This is a genomic window from Nocardia sp. GTS18, assembly GCF_013839555.1.
Classification (GTDB): Bacteria; Actinomycetota; Actinomycetes; order Mycobacteriales; family Mycobacteriaceae; genus Nocardia; species Nocardia rosealba.
Genome location: NZ_JACBIU010000010.1, coordinates 60,544 through 80,406, shown reverse-complemented (window position 1 = coordinate 80,406; position 19,863 = coordinate 60,544). Strand labels below are relative to the sequence as shown.

The window sequence follows — 19,863 nt, the reverse complement described above, 5'->3', positions numbered from 1 at the left end:
AGGGCCAGAAGGGCATATTCTGTTGTGTCCATGCCCTTTTCGCCGCTGCGGGTCCCCTGGATTACCTGACGCACAGAGTCTAGGGCGGGGTGACGGGTAGACGGCTGTAGGCGCCGACACCGTTTCGGGCCTGTCGTTGTCGCCACCACAACAACGGGCAAATCAGACAGGCTGGACGGGTTGCCGCCAACCCTGCCCGGTCGGTGTCGGCGAGCCCGCGAGGTCGGGCAAGGTGCCGACGGCCTGCAGGGCGGCCACGAGTTCGGCCAGCCTGGTCGGGTTGCTCAGCGAGCAGCCGAGTTGTTCTTCGAGCTTGCGGATCCGGTGGCGCACAGTGTTCTCGTGGCAGTACAGCGCGGCCGCGGCGCGTACGGCCGAACCGTCGGCGGCCAGCCAGGCCCGGGCCGTGGCGAGGTGGGTGTCGCGTTCCTCCGCGGGCAGCCGCAGGATCGGGCCGAGTACCCGCCAGACGAACTGCCTGGCCGAGTCCACGTTGCCGATCACCAGGTCGCTGATGGGGGTGTCGACGATCTGGTTCACCCCGACCGTCCCGGCGGGCATCGCCTCCAGCGCCGTGCGGGCGAATCGAGCCGCCCTCGGGGTTTTGTCGAGCCTGCCGAATTCCGGGCTCACGCCGACCCGGAAAGTGGCGGTGGCGGAGACGATCTCGAGAATGTCGGACAGTGATTGGCTGCGGCCGCGGTAGATGATGCCGATCTCGCGGTCGGGTTGGGAACGCCAAGCCGAGGAGGTGCCGCGCCGGCGCAGCACGTCCTCGAGATGCAGCGTCGCATTGTCGGCGATGGGTGCCGATTCCGTGGCGACCACCACGAAGGTGCCTTCGAAGGGCAACCCGAGGGTCTGCGAGATCTCCCACGCCGTCTGGGTGTCGCCGGCCGAGCCGTCGATCAGGGCCGCGACCAGCGCGGACCGCCGCCGATCCTCGGCGACCAGACGCGCGTTCATCTCCTCGCGGTAGGCCTCGGTGAGCGCGGTCGAGAACTCGTCGTTGAGCATCCACAGGTCGGACACGGTGTCGGTGGCCACCTCGACGGCCTTCGGGCCGTGCTCGCGCGCGCAGCTCAGCAACCGCTCCCAGAAGAACGCGAAGCCGATGGTGTAGGCGCGCAACAGTTCCGGCAGCGGCACCCCCATCGCGGCGCGTTCCCGCCCGGTCCGTTGCGCGGCCGACAGATCGACCGGCACGTTGTATTGGAGCTGGTCGAGCGAGCGGGTGAGATTCCGGCGCAAACTCTGCGACAGCAGTTCGTCCGACACCACCGTCTCGTCTCGATACAGGGCGATGTGCTGCCTGGTGAAGGTGACCAACTCCGCGACGTACTCGTCGAGCCGTGACCGCATGATGGCGGCCAGGCCGACGATGACGGGATCGGATTCGCGACCGAGCATGAACCGGCACGCTACCGGTCCGCCGGTCACCCGGTCCGAGGACTACCCGACTTCGACGCCGGGCGGGTGAGTTTCCCCTGCGGCAGTGCTTCCGGTCAGGCGGGATCGCCGGAGGGCTGGGCGGAGGGTGGGACGGCCGCCTTCGCCGCGGTTTCGCATTCCGCCGATTCCGGTGGGGTGGTCTTCGCGTCGATCTGTTCGCCGAGGTAGCGCAGGACCACCGCGATCATCGCCACCACCGGGACGGCGAGGAAGGCGCCGGTGATGCCGTAGAGGGAGCCACCCGCGGTGACCGCGAGCAGCACGATCACCGGGTGCAACTCCATGCTGCGGCTCTGCAACACCGGTTGCAGCACATTGCCTTCCAGCTGCTGCACGGCGATCACGACACCCAGCACGATCAGCGCCGTGGTGAAACCGTTGCCGACCAACGCGACGAGGACGGCGAGCGCGCCCGCCACGAACGCGCCGACCATCGGGATGAACCCGCCGACGAAGGTGATCACCGACAGCACCAGTGCCAACGGCACATCGAGGATGAACAGGGCAGCGCCGATGAGGACGGCGTCGACGAAACTGACGATGGCCTGGGTGCGGATGAACCCGCCGAGGGTCCCCCAGACCCGCTCGAGCACGGCCTCGAGGTGGCGGCCGCTGCGGTTGCCGCACACAAGGTTCATCCAGGGCAGCAGGCGCGGCCCGTCCTTCAGGAAGAAGAACACCAGAACCAGCACCAGGAACACCGCGATCAGCACCGAGGTGGCGGTGGATACGCCGGTGAAGACGCCGTTGGCGATCTGGGTGCCACTGGACTGCAGTCGCGACACGATGGCGTCGACAGCGGAGTCGAGCTGCTCGTCGCGGATGTTCAGCGGCGGACCCTGGATCCAGTCACGCACCTGGTTCACGCCCGCGGTCGACTTGTCCGCCAGTTCCGGTGCCTGATCGGCGACCGACGGCACGATCAGCGCGATGACGCCCGCCACCAGCGCGAGGAAACTCACCAGCGTGATCGTCGCAGCCAAAGCGGGCCGCAACCCGTGCGCGGTGAGCCACCTGGTCGCGGGCCACAGGATCGTGGTCACCACGACCGCCAGCGCGACCGGCAACAGCACCACCCACAGCCGCGCCACGATCGTGCCGAGCACCCACGCACCCGCCGCGATCGCGACGATGCAGAGTGCCCATTTGGCCAGCCACAGCAGTCCGCCACCGATCACCTCGCCTCGGTCGCGGCCCTGCTGTCCGTCCGTTCGCGCCGTAGCGCTCGCATTCCCCATCGCGCCCACGCCGCTAGTCTGGCATGCGCCCCGGCGCCCCCGCATGATGAGCATTCCCCGTCGGCGCGCCTCGACGGTGGCCGGCCCCAGGTCCGTGCCGTGCCGGGACGGATCGGTGAGCCACCGGATGCGCCTTCGCGCAGGCGGGCATTCGCGCAGTTCGGCGAGGATAATCGAAGTGGGACGAAGTTGCGGCACCACCACCAGGAGCGAGCAATGATCCACAGTCATCGGGCGTTTTCCCATTTGGTCCGCGCCACGGGCGAAGACAATTTCGGCGACGATCAGTTACGGCACGCGGCCTGGGTCGCGCGGTGTGTGGGCCGCCTGCGCACCTGCCCGCTGCGCGTCGAGGACTACGACGAACTCGCCGACCGTTTCGAGCCGAAACCCCTGGTCGCCGGGTCGTCGCTGTTCGTCGCCGGGGCGGCGCCGGAGGGAGTGTGGTTCGTCCGGCAGGGGCTGATCGAGTTGTCGGTCGGCTCGGCGCAAGAGCAAACGGTCATCGACGTGCTGCGCCCCGGCGACCTCGACGGCGACCTCGCCCTGCTGCTCGAAACGCCGCCGCCCTACACCGCCCGCGCCCGCACCGATTCGCGCTGCCTGTTCCTACCGGCCGCTGCCTTCGACGCACTCCTGGCCGACCACCCCGATATCTCCCGCCGCTGGCTCACGAGCGTGGCGAAACGCCTCGAGTCCTCACACTGACCGGATTCTCTTCCGACACACGATCATTCCGCTCTCGCGTTCGCAACACTCCGCGCTGCTCCGGCGGCGAGCGAAGAGTTCTCACCCGCTCCGGAGGCCCGGCATCGGTGAATCATGTGACGGCCTCGACCACCGCACCTATCCGGAGCAGTCCGCCCGCCGAACCACCCGGCGGGTGGCACTCGCACCCGCCGGGACCGGAATTCGGCTCAGATCTCCGCCAACTGGTGGTCGGTGACGTGGGCGGTCAGGTAACGCAGGTGATCGCTGGAGTCGCCGAGGGTGTGTTCGATGGCGGTGAGGCGGGCGGTGTAGTGGCCGACGGGGTACTCGGCGGTCATGCCGATGCCACCGTGCATCTGGATGGCTTCCTGGCCGATGTGCCTGCCGGAGCGGCCGATTCGCAGTTTCGCGCGGGCGGCGACCAGCGGGTCGGCGATGCCGTCGGCCAGAGACATCGAGGCGTACAGGCTCATGCTCCTGGCGAGCTCCAGCGAGACGTACATGTCGGCGGCGCGGTGGGTGAGCGTCTGAAAAGTACGCAGTGCGACCCCGAACTGTTTGCGGGTGCCCAGGTACACGGTGGTCAGCCGCAGCGCTTCGGACATGGCACCGACCGCTTCGGCACCCAGCGCGGCCTGGGCGGTGACGATCATTTCGCCGATCACATCGGCGGCGTCGACCGGGTTGCCGAGGGGTTCGGCGGCGGCGCCGTCGAAGGTGAGGTCGGCACCGCGGCGGCCGTCGTGGGTGCGGAAGGCGGTGACGGTGACGCCCGGATCGGTCGGCTCGACCAGGAACAGTCCGGTGCCGCCGTCGGGCAGCGCCGCGCTGACGATGAACTGGTCGGCGGAATCCGCGGCGGCGACCGGGTGCTTGCGCCCGGTCACCCGCCAGCCGTCACCGTCGCGGGTCGCCCGGGTGGACACCGCGGCGGACGGTGGCCGCATCCCCGGCTCGACATGGGCGAAGACCGGCCTGCGCTCGCCTGCCGCGATTTCGGGCAGCAGCTGTTTGCGCTGTTGCGCCGAGCCTGCCCGGGTGATGACGGCGCCGGGGATCAGCGCGCAGTCGAGCACCGGTTCCGGTGCGAGCGCGCGTCCGAGTTCTTCCAGCACGAGCATGGTCTCGATCGGGCCCGCGTCGAGTCCGCCGTCGTCGGCGGGGATGGTGAGCCCGAGCAGGCCGATCTCGGCGAAGGTCGACCACACCTGCGGATCCCAGCCGGGGTCGGTGGCGACGACGGTGGCGCGCCGTTCGTGGGTGTAGTGCCGGGTGAGGACGCTACGGACGGTGTCGCGCAGCATGTCCTGTTCGGTGGTGAATTCGAAATCCATTGCGCTGTCTCACAGTCCGAGGATCGTCGAGGCGATGATGCTGCGCTGCACCTCGCTGGATCCTCCGTAGATCGAGGTTTTGCGGTAATTGAGGTAGGTGGCGGTGCTGCGTCGCGCCCAGTCGGGTTCATCGGACTCGCGGGCGAGCGAGTCCGCACCCGCGATGTCGACGAGCAGTTCGGTGACCGCCTGCTGGAGTTCGGTGCCGCGCAGTTTGAGAATCGAGGACACCGGGTTCGGTGCGCCGTCGGCGGAACCGGCGACGACCCGCGCCTGCACGAGTTCGAGTGCGATGAGCTCATTTTCGAGTTCGGCGATGCGGGCGGCGAACATCGGGTCGTCGAGCAGGGTGCCGGATCCGAGCCGGGTCTGCTTGGCGTGTTCCTTGGCCAGCCACAGCCGCACCTTGGTCTGGCCGACGGCGGCGATGCCGGTGCGTTCGTTGCCGAGCAGGAATTTGGCGTAGGTCCAGCCCTGGTTCTCCTGGCCGACGAGCTGGTCGGCGGGCACCCGCACATCCTCGAGGAATACCTCGTTCACCTCGAAGCCGCCGTCGATCAACTCGATCGGGCGGACGGTGACGCCCGGTGTGTCCAGCGGGAACAGCAGCATCGAGATGCCCGCTTGCTTCTTGGGCGCGTTCGGATCGGTGCGGGCCAGGCAGAACATCCAGTCCGCGCTCTGCGCGGCGGTGGTCCAGGTCTTCTGGCCGTTGATCACGTAGTCGTCGCCGTCACGCACGGCGACCGTACGCAGGGAGGCGAGGTCGGAACCGGCCTCGGGTTCGGAGAAGCCCTGGCACCACCAGATGTCGAGATTCGCGGTCGCGGGCAGGAAGCGCTGCTTCATCTCCGGCGCACCGAACTGGGCGATGACCGGCCCGATCATGTTGGTGTTGAAGGTGAGCGGTTCGGGGACCGAGGCGAGCTGCATCTCGTCGTGCCAGATATGGCGCTGCACGGGGGTCCAGTCGCGGCCACCCCATTCGACCGGCCAGTGCGGCACCGCGAGCCCGTGCGCGTTGAGGATGCGCTGGGTGGTGACGATGTCGTCCTTGCTGACCTCGGCCATGTGCCGGGTGCGATTACGGATGTCTTCGGGAATTTCGTGCCGGAAGAAGGCACGCAGCTCGTCGCGGAAGGCGAGCTCGTCCTCGGTGAGTGCCAATTGCATGCTCGGGAATGTTACACAGAGAGCGATATGTTTCAAATACCCTCGGCGGCCTATGCTGTCCCCTGTGACGCGAACCGAAGGGACCCGGGCGCCCGGACGACCGGCCGCGGCCACCCGCGACGATGTGCTGCGCGTCGCGATCGACACGTTCCTCGCGGGCAAGCGCGTCGACGTCAACGCCATCGCCGCCCAGCTCGGCCTCGGACGCACCAGCATCTACCGGTGGTTCGGCTCCCGCGACGGCCTGCTCGGCGCCGCGATCGCCCACCAGCTCGAGCGCATGGTCGCCCACACCGCCCGGACGTGCCGGGCGACCGGCGCGGAACGCCTCAACGAGATCCTGGACCGCTGCATCCACTGGCTGGTCGAGGACGATTCACTGCGCACCTATTTCGACAACGAGTCGACCAGCGCCCTGCGTTTGATCACCCGCAGCGACGGCCTCGTCCACCAGACGGCGGTCGCGGTCGTCGCGGGCCTGATCGAACGCGCCGAGGCCGAGGGCTATCAGCCGCCCATCGTCCGCGACACCTTGGCCTACGCCCTGGTGCGGCTGTGGGAAGCGTTCCTGTACAACGACGCGGTCGCCGGTTTCCGCGGGGATGTGGACCGGCTCCAACAGGTGCAGGCGGCGCTCCTCCGAGCCTGAGCTGCGGCAGGTCGTTGGTGCCTCCGGCTGATGCGGGACAATGACCAGGTGAGCACGCACCACGACCTGGACTCCGCTCTCGACCTACGGGTATTGCCCGAGGTCGAGTGGCAGGCCGCCGCGTCCGCGCACCGGGAGCGACTCGATCGGCTGGTCGGCCCGTATCTGGAGCGGCGGGCGGCGGGGACGGCCCATCCGGTCATCGATTTCCTGTTCACCTACTACGGGAACAAGCCCGCGCAGTTGCGGCGGTGGCATCCGGGGTTCGGGATCGGTTTGCGGGGAGCGCGGGAGTACGCGGGTGCTCGCGGGTATCACCGGGTGGATGGCGATGTGTTCACGGCCGATCCGGCTTATCTGGTGAAGCGGCGGGAAACGGTGGAGTTCGTCGGGCGGTTGCTGACCGCTACCGCGACGCGTTCGGCGCAGCTGTCGTGCTTCGGGTTGCACGAGTGGGCGATGGTGTACCGCACCGACGAGGTGCGCCATCAGCAGGTGCCGTTGCGGTTGGGGCATGCGGGGACCGATGCGGTGGTGGAGTCGATGTCGTTGCGGTGCACGCACTTCGACGCGTTCCGGTTCTTCACCCCGGACGCGGTGGGGCGCAATGCCGAGCCGCTGACCCGCGCCGACCAGGTGCGACGGGAACAACCCGGCTGCCTCCACGCGAACATGGATCTCTACAAATGGGGTTTCAAGCTGGCCCCGCTGATCCCCTCGGACCTGCTGCTCGATTGTTTCGAACTCGCCTGCACCGCACGGGAACTCGACATGCGCGCCAGCCCGTACGACCTGCGGGAATTCGGCTACGAACCAGTCCGCGTCGAAACCCCCAACGGCCGTGCGGAATACGTGCGCGCCCAAGCCGCCGTCGCCGAAACCGCCGACACGCTACGCACACGATTACGCGAATCCTGTACCGAATTGTCGGCCACCCTCGAGCAGTTCGCCGCCTAACCGCCGCGCCGCAGCACGACAGCACTCGCGCACAGCGCGACCGCCACCGCGACCCACGGCGCACTCCCTCCGGGCACCAGATCGATCAGCGCACCGGTGACCACGGAGCCGATCAGCACACCCACCCCGCCGATGGACGCGAGCAACCCGTAGTACGACCCGAGCCGCCGCTCACCGGCGATACGCCCCACCGTGTCCCGCGACACCGGGAGCACGATCATCTGCCCGAGCGCCAGCAGCAGCACGAACACCGCCGCCGGAATCAGCCCCGCCACCCCGTGCCACCGGGCGGGCGCGCACACCGCCATCACCAGGAACGCGGTCGCCATCACCAGGAGCCCGACCGGCAGGGCGGTGGCCGAACGCGCCCGCCGGGTCACCGGCAACTGCGCGAGCACCACGAACAGCGACGAGAGCGCGAAGAACCAGCCGAGCGGCGCCTGCGAACCCCATGCTCGTTCCACCTCGAGCGGCAGCAGCAGATACAGCTGGTTGTAGGCGACCAACTGCGTGCTCATCGCCACCGCGAACACGAGAAACCGCTTGTTGGCGAGCACTTCCCGCCAGCCTTCGCGCCAGGTGCTGTGCGCACCGGGTGTGCGGGGTAACCACCGCAGATGCGCGAGCAGGATCACCACGAAGACTCCGGCCGCGACCAGGCACGCCACCGCGAAGTCGGCGGCGAGCAGCAGTGCCCCGAGCAGCGGCCCGGTGAACGCCCCCACCTGGCCGAATGCCGAGAACAACGCGAAGGCCTCGGTGCGTGCCCGCCCCGCGCTCCCGGCCGCGGTGGCGAGCGCGCTTTCGACGGCGGGCGAGAACAACGCGCCTGCGAACCCGATCAGCACGGTCGCCGCCACGATGCCCGGCACCGAGGTGACCGCTGCCAGGCCGACGAACCCTGTTATGCGACAAAGGCATCCGGCGACGACCACGGGTCGCACACCCCACCGGTCGGCCAGCGAGCCACCGACGAAGAACAACCCCTGCTGCGAGAAGGTGCGCAATCCGAGCACCGCCCCGACGAACGCCGCGCGCAGCCCGAGATCCTCGGTCAGGTACACCGACAGGTACGGCAGCACCATGAAGAAGCCGACGTTGAACGCCAGCTGGGTGAGGACGAGCAACCGCACCGCCGGAGTGGCCGCGACCAGATCACGCGACAGCGACCACCGGTCGAGCAGTGGCCGACCCGAATCCGGCACCGCGGATCAGGGTGCGGGGACCGGGACCGGCCCCGGTTCGAACAGGATGGACAACCGGCCCTTCGCCGCGTCGGTGATCACCTCGGCGCGCACGTTGTACACCTCGGCGATCAGTTCGGCGGTCAGGACGTCGACCGGCGGGCCACCGGCCACGACCCGGCCCTCCTTCAACACGACCACCGCGTCGCAGAACATGGCGGCCAGATTCAGATCGTGCAGGGCGATCACGCTGGTCACCGGCAGCCGGGTGACCAGGGCGAGCAGTTCGAGCTGATGGTGGATGTCGAGGTGGTTGGTCGGCTCGTCGAGCAGCAGCTCACGCGGTTCCTGCGCCAGTGCCCGCGCGATCTGCACACGCTGCTTCTCACCACCGGAGAGCCGGTGCCACAACCGGTCCGCCTTCGCCGTGAGGCCGGTGTGTTCGAGCGCGGCGGCCACCGCGGCTTCGTCGGCGACGGTGTTGCCGCCGAAGGCGCCGCGATGCGGGATGCGGCCGAGGCGGACCACGTCGGCGACGGTGATGTCGACGTCGGTGTCGGCGTGCTGACTCACCACGGCGACCGCCCGCGCGATCTGCCTGCGTTTGACCGTGGTGAGGTCGTCACCGTCGAGGGTCACCACGCCGGAGGTCGGCCGCACCACCCCGTTGAGAAGCCGCAACAACGAGGACTTCCCGGACCCGTTGGGACCGAGCAGGCCGACGGTCTCCCCCGGCGACGGCGTGAGACTCACCCCGTCGACGACGAGCGACCCACCCCGGTCCCAGGTGACGTTGCGCGCGTGCAGCGTCATCGCACACTCCTTCGCCGCGACAGAATGACGATGAACGCCGGCACACCCACCAGGGCCGTCCCCACCCCGACGGGCAGCGGGGTCGGCGCGAACGCCACCCGTGAGATCGCGTCCACCCACACCATGAACACCGCGCCGAGCAGCGCGGTCGCCGGAACCAACCGGCTGTGGCGGGGACCCACCAGGAACCGCGCCGCGTGCGGAAGGACAAGCCCGACGAACCCGATCGCGCCCGCGACGCTGACCAGGGTCGCGGTGATGAGCGCGGTCACGATCAGCAACAGCATGCGCACCTTGGCGACGGCGATGCCCAGCGAAGCGGCCACATCGTCACCGAAGGAGAAGGCGTCGAGCACGTAGGCGAAGTACAGGCACACCGCCGCACCCGCCAGCACGACGATCGCGCACAGCGTCACGTCGTCCCAGCGCACCCCTTCCAGCGAGCCGAGCAGCCAGAACATCACGCCGCGTGTCTCGTCGGAGTCGGCGAACGCGAAGATGACGAACGAGGTGAGCGCGGAGAACAACTGGGTGCTCGCCACACCCGCCAGGATCACCCGGTCATTGCTGCCACCGGACATGCGGGCCAGCAGCAGCACCAGCCCGAAGGCGACGAGCGAACCGAGGAACGCCCCGCCCGACAACCCGAGCGCCGCCCCACCCACCCCGAGCACACCGACGATCACCGCACCGGTCGACGCACCGGAGGAGATACCGAGGACGAACGGGTCGGCCAGCGGGTTGCGCAGCAGCGACTGCATGATCACACCGCAGATGCCGAGCCCGGCACCGCACGCGGCGGCGACCAGGGCACGCGGCAGGCGTTCCTCCCACACGATCGCGTTCTTCGACACCCGCACGGGGACATCGGTGAGCCCGAGGTGGTTCAGCAGCACATCGCGCACGTTCACCGGCGAGATGTCGGCCGGGCCGAGGGTGACGGCGATCAGGATCGACACCGCGAGCGCGGCGAACCCACCGACGACGATCAGCGACCAGAGCACCAGGGGACGCTCCCTAACCGGACCGGCGGTGGTGCGTGCCTGCTCGCGCACGGTACTCAGTTGGGCACCTTCAGTTCGCGCAGGCCGGCGGCCACCTTCTCCAGGCCGTCGACGGCGCGGATGGACGGATTCATCTCGGCGCCGTGCAGCGCGATGTAGCGCTTGGCGCGGACGGCCTCGAGGTCGCGGGTGACGGGATCGGCTTCGAGGAAGGCGGTCTTGTCGGCCAGCCGGTCACCGGGGAAACGGTTGCGCAGCAGGTCACCGAGGACGAGCACATCGGGGTTGCGGTCGACCAGGGTCTCCCAGCCGACGGCGGGCCAGTCGTCGGTGAGGTCGGCGAAGACATTGGTCGCGCCGACCGTGGTGGCGAGCAGGTTCGCCGAGCCGAGACCGCCCGCGACATAGGGGCTCTTGGTGTCGGCGAACCAGAACGCCATCGAGACGTCCGACTTCGTGATCCCCGCTACGGCCGCGTCCGCCCGGCTGCGCAGCTCCGCGATGAGCCGGTCGCCGCGGTCGGTCACGTCGAAGACGGTCGCCAGTTCGCGGATCTCCTGATACAGCGAGTCCATGGTCAGCGGGTTGGTTCGCTTACCGCCGCCGTTGATGCTCACCCCGTTGTCGCAATCGGTGGGCGACAGGTAGGTGTCGATGCCGGTTTCGGCGAACCGGGCGCGATCGGCGACGCCGCCCTGCTTGAAGTGCCTGCCGAACGACGCGGTGACGAAGTCCGGGTCGGTGTCGAGGACGACCTCGTAGGTGGGGGCGTTGTCGGCCAGGCGCGGCACCGACTTGTTCGCCTCGGCCAGGTTGTCGCGCACCGGATCGGTCCAGGACGCGGTGCCGACGACCCGGTCACCGAGTCCGAGCGACAGCAGGATCTCGGTGGATCCCTGATCCAGCGACACCACCCGCTGCGGCGGCGCGTCGAGGGTGACGCTGGTCCCGCAGTTGTCCAGCGTGAGCGGATAGCTGGTGCGGCCTTCGCCGCCTGCCGCCGCGCCGGGACCCGCGACCTGCTCGGATTCGCCGCAGGCGACGAGCGCGCTCGCCACCGCGGCGGTGACACAAACCAGACCGATCCGACCCACAGACAATTTCACGAAAGGCAGCCTAACCTAAAGTAACTGGTCAGTCGCTGGCGTCCTTCTTTTTCAGATCGATGACGATCTCTTCGGTGGCGGGTTCGGTGACCAGAGCGAAGTCGCCCTCGTGCAACTCGGTGCCCTTGTCGACGGCGATCTCGATGAGTTCCGCACCCCGGTCGGCCCGCAGGATCAGCGGGTCGTCGCGCAGGTCCTTGTAGAGCGAGAAACACATCGCGATCATCACCACGAGGAACGGCAGCGAGACGACCGTCGTCAGCGCCTGCAGGCCGGTCAGCGCACCACCGAGATTGTCGGAATCGGCTATGACCAGCATGATCGCCGCGACCGCACCGGTCGCCGCACCCCAGAAGATGACGATCCACCGCGACGGTTCGATGCTGCCGCGTTCGGACAGCGTGCCCATCACGATGGAGGCGGCGTCGGCACCGGAGACGAAGAAGATCGCCACGAGGATCATCACCACCACGGTGGTGATCGAAGTGAGCGGGTACTGGTCGAGCAGGTGGAACAGGGCGAAGTTCGAGTCCACCGAGCCGTCGGGTTCGGTGAGCGCGCGGTCCTTGGTCTGCTCGGCGATACCCGCGCCACCGAAGACGGCGAACCACAGCAGGCTCACCACGCTCGGCACCAGCAACACACCGGTGACGAACTGGCGGATGGTGCGGCCGCGGCTGATGCGGGCGATGAACATGCCGACGAACGGGGTCCACGAGATCCACCACGCCCAGTAGAAGATCGTCCAGCTCGACAGCCAGGCCTTCATCGCCTCGTCACCGGCGCCGGTGCGTGAGGCCATGGTCGGCAGCATCTCGACGTAGTCACCGAGGGCGATCGGCAGCAGGTTCAGTACGAACAGCGTCGGCCCGGCGATGAACACGAACGCCGCGATGGCAAGGGCCAGCACCATATTGATGTTGGACAGCCACTGGATACCGCGTTCGATACCCGACACCGCCGAGAACACGAACGCCACGGTGAGGCCCGAGATGACGGCGACGAGACCGATCTTGCCGACGCCGTCGATCCAACCGTTGAACTCCATGCCCGCACCGATCTGCAGGGCACCGAGGCCGAGGGAGGCGGCCGAGCCGAACAGGGTCGCGAAGATCGCCATCATGTCGATCGCGCGGCCACCGAGACCGTCGGCGTGGCGGCCGAGCAACGGCCGGAACACCGAGGAGATCAACTGCGAGCGGCCTTTCCGGAAGGTGCCGTAGGCGATGGCGAGGCCGGCTACGGCGTAGATCGCCCACGGGTGCAACGTCCAGTGGAACAGCGTGGTCGCCATCGCGACCTCGGCGGCGGCCGGTGAGCCCGGCTCGGCGGTGTGCGGCGGCGGATTCACGAAGTGCGACAACGGTTCGGCCACGCCCCAGAACATCAACCCGATGCCCATGCCCGCGCTGAACATCATGGCGATCCAGGAGACCGTGCGGAATTCGGGCTTCTCGTCGTCGGCACCGAGCGGGATACGCCCGTAGCGGCTCACCGCCAGCCAGATCACGAACACCACGAACGCGGTGGCGACCAGCACGAACAGCCAGCCGGTGTTGGTGATGACCCACTTCTGGGCCGAACTCGCCGCAGCGGCGAGGCTTTCGTCGTCGAGTGCACCCCAGGCGACGAAGGCCAGCGCACCGATCGCGGTGGCGGCGAAGACGAATCGATCGAGTCCCGTTTTGCGCGATGCTCTCGGGGGTACCGCTCCCGGTGTCGCGTCGGCGTCACCGGATCTGTCAACAACGTTGTTCGACATGAAGTCCGTAATCCTTTCCGGCCGCACGCACCCCGGCCCGCCCAGACGAACCGGCCGGTTGCAGCAACCGTACAGCGCATCGATGCGGACCTCGGGTAAGGCACGACCCAGCCTTGGCTTAGTTCCCCGGAATCACCTCCGGCAATCTTTCGGTTGCTTTACGATTCGCACAGACGACTGTCTGAGTCAGTAGCCGTCGGGGGGCGGATCGAGGAGGCAACGATGCACCTGTGGACTCGGGTCGTGCGCGCGACGGCACCGGCGGCGGTGGCCGCGCTGATCGCGATCGGACTGCCGTCGGGCGCGGCCGCCGATCAGCCCTTCGACCAGCTGGTGCACGAATTCTTCGACATCGGGCGGACATCGGTGCCACGCGCGGAGTGCGGGCCGGGGTCCGCACCGGAGATGGGGCTGCAGGGCGACGTGCCCGCCGCCGACCGGGACAGTGGCCGCAGCGCGCAGGGCTATCACTGCAATATGTCGATGGCAGGCGGATACACCGGGCGCGGAGCCGGGATCACGTCGACCAGTTTCGAACACTGCGCCTACATCGGGTCGTTCTTCCCCGGCACCCTGCTCGGCGAACACCCGGGCGTGCAGGTGCTCGACGTGTCCGATCCGGCGAATCCACGGCACACCGCGACCCTCGCCGAGCCCGCGATGCTGGCCGGCACCTGGGAGACGTTGAAGGTCAACACGACTCGCAAATTGCTCGTCGGCACCGGCGTCCCGCTCGCCATCGGCGCGGGCTTGCTGTCGGTGTACGACATCTCCGATTGCGCGCATCCCCGGCTGCTGAATCCGGGGCCGGGCACGAACCCGGCCATGCCGCTGCCGATCACGACGCACGAGGGCGGCTTCTCCCCCGACGGCCGCACCTACTGGGCCTCGGGCATCGCGCCCGGCCTGCTCAGTGCGATCGATCTGACCGATCCGGCGAATCCGCACGTGATCTGGCAGGGGCTCACCGGGATCGAGGCGCACGGTTTCGGGGTGAGCCCCGACGGGAACCGGCTCTACATCTCCGCGCTCGGCGGGTTCACCGTGCTCGACGTGAGCGCGGTGCAACGTCGCGATCCGAACCCGCAGGTCCCCCATCTCGGGCGCACCTTCTGGACCGACGGCTGGGCCACCCAGCACAGTGTGCCGGTGACCTATGACGGTGTGCCGCATCTGTTCACCGTCGACGAAGGTGGTTCCGGCGGGGTGAAACTCATCGATGTCTCCGACGACACCGCGCCGCGCATCGTGAACAAGATCAAGCTCGAGATCAATCTCGGTGAGCACGTCGACGCCCAGATCGGTTCGGCCATGGGCAATTCGCTGTTCTCCTACGATCCGCACTACTGCACGGCGGACCGCCCGGCGAACCCGACCGCGCTCGCCTGTGGCTGGACCTCCTCCGGCATCCGGGTGTTCGACGTGCGCGACCCCGCCGCGATCCGTGAGATCGCCTATTTCAACCCGCCCGCCCGCACCGGGCGCAACCTCGAGATCTGGAACTCCCCGCACGCGCTGGCCTCGATCATCGGTATCCCCGCGATGAGTGCGCCCGCCGCACTGCGGGCCATGGCGGACGGGTTGTTCGATCCCGCGCAGGTGTTGTCGGCGCGGGTGGGGCTGATCGCGTTCGGTGATCTGTCGGCGGACTGGTGCATGTCACCGCCCGAGTGGCGGGGAAATCAGTTGTACGTCACCTGTTCCGACAACGGGTTCATGGTGCTGAATCTGGACGAGGCGGTGTATCGGGCGCCCGCCGACCAGGTTTCGACGCTGGGGTCATGAGGGTGATCGCCGATCGCCCGAGGGCTCTCGGGGTGGCGGCCGCGCTGGCGGCAGCCGTGTTCTTCTTCGTCCTCGGCGCGGCGTCGCGCCCGCTGCTCGCTTCCGAAGAATCCGCGCCCGCAACGGTGCTGAACTCGACCGAGCTGGGTTTCGTGCAGGACATGACGGCTCATCACCAGCAGGCCATGATCCTCGTGCAACGGCTCGACCCGACCGTCGACGCGGGGGTGCGTGCGCTCGCCGAACAGATCGCCGACACCCAGCGGGTCGAGATCGGTACCCTGCTCGGCTGGACGCAGCTCGCCGGCGCCGCGCCTACCGCCACCACACCGATGAGCTGGATGACGGCACACCATCATTCGACCGGCCCCGCCACCATGCCCGGGCTGGCGACCCGAGCCGAGCTCGACACTCTCACCACGGCACGAGGTTCCGAGGCCGAGATCTTGTTTCTGCGGCTGATGTACCACCACCACGCGGGCGGAATCACCATGGCCCGCGCCGCCGACGCCCTGCTCACCGAGGGGCCGGTCAAGCAGGCGGCCAGGTCGATGGCGCAGTCGCAGAGCCGCGAAATGGGCTCGCTCGGTGTGCTTCTCGAGTTGCGCGGCGCACGACCGTGAACTATCGGTCGCGGCGGGTGAACATGTCGTTCAACGCGTCCTGACCGAGCTGGTTCTCGGCGTAGGTGAAGGTGCCACGTTCGGCCAGTTCGCGGGCGGCGTCGAACAGGTGGCGGTACAGCATGCGCGCGATACTGCCGCCGACGGTGACCCGCCGGACACCGAGATCGGCGAGCTCGGCCATGGTGAGGGTGGCGGTGAGTCCCATGACGACATTGAGGGGGCCGTCGAGCTCGCGAACAAGGGTGGCGATGGTTTCGGCGTCGGCGGCACCGGGAACGAAAACGCAGTCCGCACCCGCCGCGAGATAGGCGTTGCCCCGGCGGATCGCCTCGTCCAGCCCGCCACCGACGAGCAGGACGTCGGTACGGCCGACGAGCACGAACGGCGCACCGCTGGCCGCCACCGCCGCGCGGGCGGCACGCACCCGGTCCACGGCGTGCACCTCCTCGAACAGCGGGGCCGCGCGCTCACCGGTGAAGTCCTCGATATTGCCGCCCGCCGCCCCAGCGGTGATGGCCTCCGCGATGGTGGTCGCCACGGCCTGTGCGTCCGGCCCGTACCCCTCCTCGAGATCGGCGCTCACCGGAATCCCCACCGCACCGGTGATCTCCCCGATCCGGCGCATCATCGTGCCCTTGTCGACCCGCCCGTCCTCCTCCGAGGCGTGAAAGTCGTGATCGGGCCTGCCGTACGAGAACGCGATCCCGGCACTTGTCGTGGCGATCGCCGCAAACCCGGCGGCCTCCAGCACCCGCGCACTCCCCGCATCCCACGCATTGGGCAACAGAAAACACCCCGACCGATGCAGCTCGACAAACGCCTGTGCCCGCTCCCGCTGTCCCGTATCCACCCCTCCATTCAGCCACGCGAATCCAATCCGCGCACCGAGACCACGCCGAACCGCATCGCACCGGCGGGGACCGGCGGGGGTGAGGACAACGTTATCGGGCGGCAACTGGGGAGAAAATCGCAGGCAATGGGGGGTGCGGACGATGGGCGGAGTATCGGCGGGCGGAAGGTTGGACGTGGTGGTGAGCGCGCGGGCGGAGATCGTCGCGGTGACGCGGTGCGGGCTGGAACAGGTGCGTGCGCGGATCGCGGCGGGTCTGGAGCCGGTGGGGGTGCGTGAGCTACCGGTGGGCGAGGCTGTCGGGGGAACACTGGCGGTGGCATTGCGCGCGGCCACGCCACTGCCCCGGGTGGACACGGCGGCCATGGACGGTTACGCGGTCGCGGGGCCGGGGCCGTGGTGGCGGGTGCACGAGCAGGTCGGGTACGCGGGGCGGCCCTGCTCGGTGGTGCTCGCTCCGGGCGAGGCGGTGCGGATCGCGACCGGCGCTGCCACCCCGCTGGGCACCACGGCCACTCTGCGCGACGAACACATCGTCACCACCGTGGTGTCCGGCAAACCGGTGGTATTGCGCGCACCCGATGCCCCGGTACGCGACGACACCCGGCGGCAAGGTGAGAACTGGTCCACCGGAACACAATTGGCACCCGCGGGCACACGGGTGTCGGCCGCGCTGGTCTCGGCCGCGCTCAGCGCCGAGGCCGAAACCGTCACGGTGCGTGGGCCGTTGCGCGCGGATGTGGTGATGACCGGTGACGAGATCCGGGCAGTCGGCCCGCTCGGTCCGGGCGAGACCCGCGATTCGCTCGGACCGGTGCTGCCGGAGTTCCTGCGCTGCTGCGATATCGAGAGCACCGGGCTGTGGCATCTGACCGACGAACGCGACCTGCTGCGTTCCTGGCTCGCCCTGAAATCGAACGCCGACCTGGTGGTGATGGTCGGGGCAACCGGCCGGGGTGCCGCCGACCACCTGCGCACCCTGCTCGCCGACCTCGGTGCCCGCATCGTCGTGGACCGGGTCGCGATCCGCCCCGGCGGCTCGACCCTCGTCGCCCAGCTCCCCGACGGCCGTGTCCTGCTCGGCCTCCCCGGCAATCCGCTCGCCGCCGTCGCCGCCCTGCTGGCCGTCGGCCCCGCTGTCATCGACGCCCTCACCCTGCGCACCCCCGGCCCGACCATGTGGGGCAGGCTCTCGGACGCAGGCGTGATGGCGGGCGACGCCACCCGCATCGTCCCCGTCCAACAACAGACCGGCGGCGTCTGGCGCAGCACCGGCCCCGCCCACACCCCCCACCTGGCCGGCCTCATCGGCTGCCAAGCCCTGGCGGTCCTCCCACCCGGCACCGGCCGAGGCACCCTCGTCGAACTGCTCCCCCTCCCCCGCTGACCGAAAGGCTCGGACCGGTGTCGTCTGCCGACACCGGTCCGAGCCCAACGATCATCTGAGGCGACGCGCCACCGATTCCAGCGCTCGGCCCGCGGGTTACGTCTGCTGCGGCGGCTGCCAGGGGCGACCGTACGGGTCGCCGGGCTGGGACTGGGCCGGGCCCACCGGCGGCGGTTCGGGGAGGTTTCGTTCCGGTTTGGGCGCAAGGGTTTTGGGCAGCGTCGGCTCGAAGCCCTCGACCGGCTGGCGGGCGGTGGCCTCGGCGGCGCGGACCGCTTGCTCGATCTTCGGGTCCGAGGCGGTCTCGAACCAGTCGGCCACGTCGGAGTCGTCCTCGATCTTCACCGGGGGCGTGTCCTCGGTGTTCGGTTCGTACCGGAACACCCCGTCCTCGCCCTTGGTGGCGAAGTTCTGGGCGAACCCCTCGAGTGCCTTGCCGAAGTCGCTGGGGACCAGCCACACCTTGTTGGCATCGCCCTTCGCCACCATCGGCAGCGTCTGCATGTACTGGTAGGCAAGCAGTTCCGGTGTCGGCTTGCCGTTCTTGATGGCGGCGAACACCTTCTCGATGGCCTTGGCCTGACCCTGGGCCTGCAGGTAGGACGCGGCCCGCTCACCCTGTGCCCGCAGGATGCGGCTCTGCCGCTCACCCTCGGCCGACAGGATCGCCGACTGCTTGGCGCCCTCGGCGGACAGGATCTGGGCCTGCTTGGCGCCCTCGGCGGTCTTGATCTGCGACTCGCGGGTGCCCTCGGCGGTGAGGATCATGGCCCGCTTCTCGCGGTCGGCCTTCATCTGCTTTTCCATCGACTCCTGGATCGACGGCGGCGGATCGATCGACTTCAGCTCCACCCGGGCCACCCGAAGACCCCAACGGCCGGTGGCTTCGTCGAGCACCCCGCGCAGCTGGTTGTTGATCTGGTCGCGCGAGGTCAGCGTCTCCTCGAGCGTCATGCCACCGACCACGTTGCGCAAGGTGGTGACGGTGAGCTGCTCGACGGCGGCGATGTAGTTGCTGATCTCGTACACCGCGGCCTGCGGGCTGGTGACCTGGAAATACACCACCGAGTCGATCTGCAGGGTGAGGTTGTCCTGGGTGATCACCGGCTGCGGCGGGAACGACACCACACGTTCACGCAAGTCGACTTTGGCGCGCACCCGGTCGGCGAACGGGACGAGGAACGTGAGCTGTCCCGACACCGTGCGCGAGTACCGGCCGAGCCGTTCGATCACCGCCGCCTCGGCCTGCGGAACGAGCGCAATAGATTTGAAAACCACCACCACGACCAGCAGGACGAGGACGGCGGCCACGATCAAGGCAACCATGGACTCTAAGGACCCTTCCAGACGACGGCGGTCGCGCCGTCGATCTTCATCACATAGACGGTCACACCGGCTTCGTAGACTTCGCTCGGATCGAGCGGACGCGCCGTCCACACTTCGCCACCGAGTTTGACCCGGCCCGAATACTCGGCGACGTCCTCGAGAACGAGCGCCGACTTCCCGGTCAGCGCATCGACATTCGTCGGTGTGGGCGGCGGGGTTCCGAACCTGCGGCGCAGCACCGGGCGAACCCCGAGGAACAGCACCCCGGCCATCGCGCCGAAGACGAGCGCGTCACCCCACAGCGGCAACCCCGCGGTGGCGCTGACGCCCGCGGTGGCCAATGCCGCCACTCCGAGCATGAGCAGCGTGAGATCCCCGGTGAGCATTTCGGCCGCCGCCAGCACGAGGCCCGCGATCAGCCAGACTATTGCGGCCACCACCCAAGCCTAGCCCCGATCGGGCCGTCGCGGGCGGCGTCGCCCGCCCCCGGAGCCGATCTTGTGGTC

The 19,863-nt window shown here is 68.8% G+C and carries 18 protein-coding genes; 6 read left to right on the top strand and 12 right to left on the bottom strand.

Annotated elements, in window-relative coordinates; translation table 11 throughout:
* Nucleotides 1-162: 162 nt before the first annotated feature.
* Nucleotides 163-1,410, bottom strand: a complete 1,248-nt coding sequence (locus tag HYG95_RS12330; RefSeq protein WP_181698106.1) for a CdaR family transcriptional regulator — start codon at nt 1,408-1,410, stop codon at nt 163-165.
* A 95-nt stretch (nt 1,411-1,505) separates the two neighbouring features.
* Nucleotides 1,506-2,690, bottom strand: coding sequence for an AI-2E family transporter (locus HYG95_RS12325; RefSeq protein ID WP_181698150.1), 1,185 nt, complete (start codon nt 2,688-2,690; stop codon nt 1,506-1,508).
* A gap of 216 nt (nt 2,691-2,906) precedes the next feature.
* Here HYG95_RS12325 and HYG95_RS12320 point away from each other — a divergent pair, with 216 nt between their 5' ends.
* Nucleotides 2,907-3,398 carry a Crp/Fnr family transcriptional regulator gene (locus HYG95_RS12320; protein ID WP_181698105.1) on the top strand — a complete coding sequence of 164 codons (492 nt, stop codon included), beginning with the start codon at nt 2,907-2,909 and terminating at the stop codon, nt 3,396-3,398.
* A 209-nt stretch (nt 3,399-3,607) separates the two neighbouring features.
* Here the strand turns inward: HYG95_RS12320 and HYG95_RS12315 are convergent, their stop codons facing one another.
* Both HYG95_RS12315 and HYG95_RS12310 read right to left on the bottom strand, forming a co-directional pair.
* Nucleotides 3,608-4,735, bottom strand: a complete 1,128-nt coding sequence (locus HYG95_RS12315) for an acyl-CoA dehydrogenase family protein (RefSeq protein WP_181698104.1) — start codon at nt 4,733-4,735, stop codon at nt 3,608-3,610.
* Between the two features lie 9 nt (nt 4,736-4,744).
* Nucleotides 4,745-5,908, bottom strand: a complete 1,164-nt coding sequence (locus HYG95_RS12310) for an acyl-CoA dehydrogenase family protein (protein WP_181698103.1) — start codon at nt 5,906-5,908, stop codon at nt 4,745-4,747.
* Nucleotides 5,909-5,972: 64 nt separating this feature from the next.
* On the opposite strand from HYG95_RS12310, the gene HYG95_RS12305 reads away from it, so the two are divergent.
* Nucleotides 5,973-6,557, top strand: a complete 585-nt coding sequence (locus HYG95_RS12305; RefSeq protein WP_225280755.1) for a QsdR family transcriptional regulator — start codon at nt 5,973-5,975, stop codon at nt 6,555-6,557.
* A 30-nt stretch (nt 6,558-6,587) separates the two neighbouring features.
* Nucleotides 6,588-7,514 (top strand): 3-methyladenine DNA glycosylase, encoded by a 927-nt coding sequence (locus HYG95_RS12300; RefSeq protein WP_255495248.1) that lies wholly within the window; start codon nt 6,588-6,590, stop codon nt 7,512-7,514.
* Here HYG95_RS12300 and HYG95_RS12295 read toward each other — a convergent pair.
* The 5 genes from HYG95_RS12295 to HYG95_RS12275 are packed head-to-tail and all read right to left on the bottom strand — an operon-like array spanning nt 7,511 to nt 13,383.
* Nucleotides 7,511-8,719 (bottom strand): MFS transporter, encoded by a 1,209-nt coding sequence (locus tag HYG95_RS12295; RefSeq protein ID WP_370465767.1) that lies wholly within the window; start codon nt 8,717-8,719, stop codon nt 7,511-7,513. The genes HYG95_RS12300 and HYG95_RS12295 overlap by 4 nt on opposite strands.
* 6 nt (nt 8,720-8,725) lie before the next feature.
* Nucleotides 8,726-9,511 (bottom strand): ABC transporter ATP-binding protein, encoded by a 786-nt coding sequence (locus HYG95_RS12290; RefSeq protein WP_181698101.1) that lies wholly within the window; start codon nt 9,509-9,511, stop codon nt 8,726-8,728.
* The gene (locus HYG95_RS12285) at nt 9,508-10,515 is read right to left on the bottom strand and encodes an iron ABC transporter permease (protein WP_181698147.1); all 1,008 of its coding nucleotides are present in this window, start codon (nt 10,513-10,515) and stop codon (nt 9,508-9,510) included. The genes HYG95_RS12290 and HYG95_RS12285 overlap by 4 nt, the downstream gene beginning before the upstream one ends.
* A gap of 56 nt (nt 10,516-10,571) precedes the next feature.
* The gene (locus tag HYG95_RS12280; RefSeq protein ID WP_181698100.1) at nt 10,572-11,621 is read right to left on the bottom strand and encodes an ABC transporter substrate-binding protein; all 1,050 of its coding nucleotides are present in this window, start codon (nt 11,619-11,621) and stop codon (nt 10,572-10,574) included.
* Nucleotides 11,622-11,649: 28 nt separating this feature from the next.
* A complete protein-coding gene (locus tag HYG95_RS12275) occupies nt 11,650-13,383 on the bottom strand; it encodes a BCCT family transporter (protein ID WP_181698099.1) in 1,734 nt (577 codons plus the stop codon).
* Nucleotides 13,384-13,605: 222 nt separating this feature from the next.
* Between HYG95_RS12275 and HYG95_RS12270 the strand changes: the two genes are divergently transcribed.
* The gene (locus tag HYG95_RS12270) at nt 13,606-15,168 is read left to right on the top strand and encodes an LVIVD repeat-containing protein (protein WP_181698098.1); all 1,563 of its coding nucleotides are present in this window, start codon (nt 13,606-13,608) and stop codon (nt 15,166-15,168) included.
* Nucleotides 15,165-15,791, top strand: coding sequence for a DUF305 domain-containing protein (locus tag HYG95_RS12265; RefSeq protein ID WP_181698097.1), 627 nt, complete (start codon nt 15,165-15,167; stop codon nt 15,789-15,791). Before HYG95_RS12270 ends, HYG95_RS12265 begins: the two co-directional genes overlap by 4 nt.
* A gap of 1 nt (nt 15,792) precedes the next feature.
* On the opposite strand, the gene HYG95_RS12260 is transcribed toward HYG95_RS12265, so the two are convergent.
* Nucleotides 15,793-16,644 (bottom strand): isocitrate lyase/phosphoenolpyruvate mutase family protein, encoded by an 852-nt coding sequence (locus HYG95_RS12260; RefSeq protein ID WP_181698096.1) that lies wholly within the window; start codon nt 16,642-16,644, stop codon nt 15,793-15,795.
* Nucleotides 16,645-16,786: 142 nt separating this feature from the next.
* Between HYG95_RS12260 and HYG95_RS12255 the strand changes: the two genes are divergently transcribed.
* A complete protein-coding gene (locus tag HYG95_RS12255; protein ID WP_181698095.1) occupies nt 16,787-18,031 on the top strand; it encodes a molybdopterin-binding protein in 1,245 nt (414 codons plus the stop codon).
* A 96-nt stretch (nt 18,032-18,127) separates the two neighbouring features.
* Here the strand turns inward: HYG95_RS12255 and HYG95_RS12250 are convergent, their stop codons facing one another.
* Complete coding sequence (locus tag HYG95_RS12250) at nt 18,128-19,357, bottom strand: SPFH domain-containing protein (RefSeq protein ID WP_181698094.1); 1,230 nt, start codon at nt 19,355-19,357, stop codon at nt 18,128-18,130.
* A 5-nt stretch (nt 19,358-19,362) separates the two neighbouring features.
* A complete protein-coding gene (locus tag HYG95_RS12245; protein ID WP_181698093.1) occupies nt 19,363-19,794 on the bottom strand; it encodes an NfeD family protein in 432 nt (143 codons plus the stop codon).
* Nucleotides 19,795-19,863: the final 69 nt, after the last annotated feature.

Bases quoted from the DNA above. Each gene is read 5' to 3' on its own strand.
- HYG95_RS12275 (WP_181698099.1), bottom strand. From the start codon at position 13,383: ATGTCGAACAACGTTGTTGACAGATCCGGTGACGCCGACGCGACACCG.
- HYG95_RS12265 (WP_181698097.1), top strand. From the start codon at position 15,165: ATGAGGGTGATCGCCGATCGCCCGAGGGCTCTCGGGGTGGCGGCCGCG.
- HYG95_RS12270 (WP_181698098.1), top strand. From the start codon at position 13,606: ATGCACCTGTGGACTCGGGTCGTGCGCGCGACGGCACCGGCGGCGGTG.
- HYG95_RS12320 (WP_181698105.1), top strand. From the start codon at position 2,907: ATGATCCACAGTCATCGGGCGTTTTCCCATTTGGTCCGCGCCACGGGC.
- HYG95_RS12300 (WP_255495248.1), top strand. From the start codon at position 6,588: ATGCGGGACAATGACCAGGTGAGCACGCACCACGACCTGGACTCCGCT.
- HYG95_RS12325 (WP_181698150.1), bottom strand. From the start codon at position 2,690: ATGGGGAATGCGAGCGCTACGGCGCGAACGGACGGACAGCAGGGCCGC.
- HYG95_RS12315 (WP_181698104.1), bottom strand. From the start codon at position 4,735: ATGGATTTCGAATTCACCACCGAACAGGACATGCTGCGCGACACCGTC.
- HYG95_RS12290 (WP_181698101.1), bottom strand. From the start codon at position 9,511: ATGACGCTGCACGCGCGCAACGTCACCTGGGACCGGGGTGGGTCGCTC.
- HYG95_RS12330 (WP_181698106.1), bottom strand. From the start codon at position 1,410: ATGCTCGGTCGCGAATCCGATCCCGTCATCGTCGGCCTGGCCGCCATC.
- HYG95_RS12255 (WP_181698095.1), top strand. From the start codon at position 16,787: ATGGGCGGAGTATCGGCGGGCGGAAGGTTGGACGTGGTGGTGAGCGCG.
- HYG95_RS12250 (WP_181698094.1), bottom strand. From the start codon at position 19,357: ATGGTTGCCTTGATCGTGGCCGCCGTCCTCGTCCTGCTGGTCGTGGTG.
- HYG95_RS12310 (WP_181698103.1), bottom strand. From the start codon at position 5,908: ATGCAATTGGCACTCACCGAGGACGAGCTCGCCTTCCGCGACGAGCTG.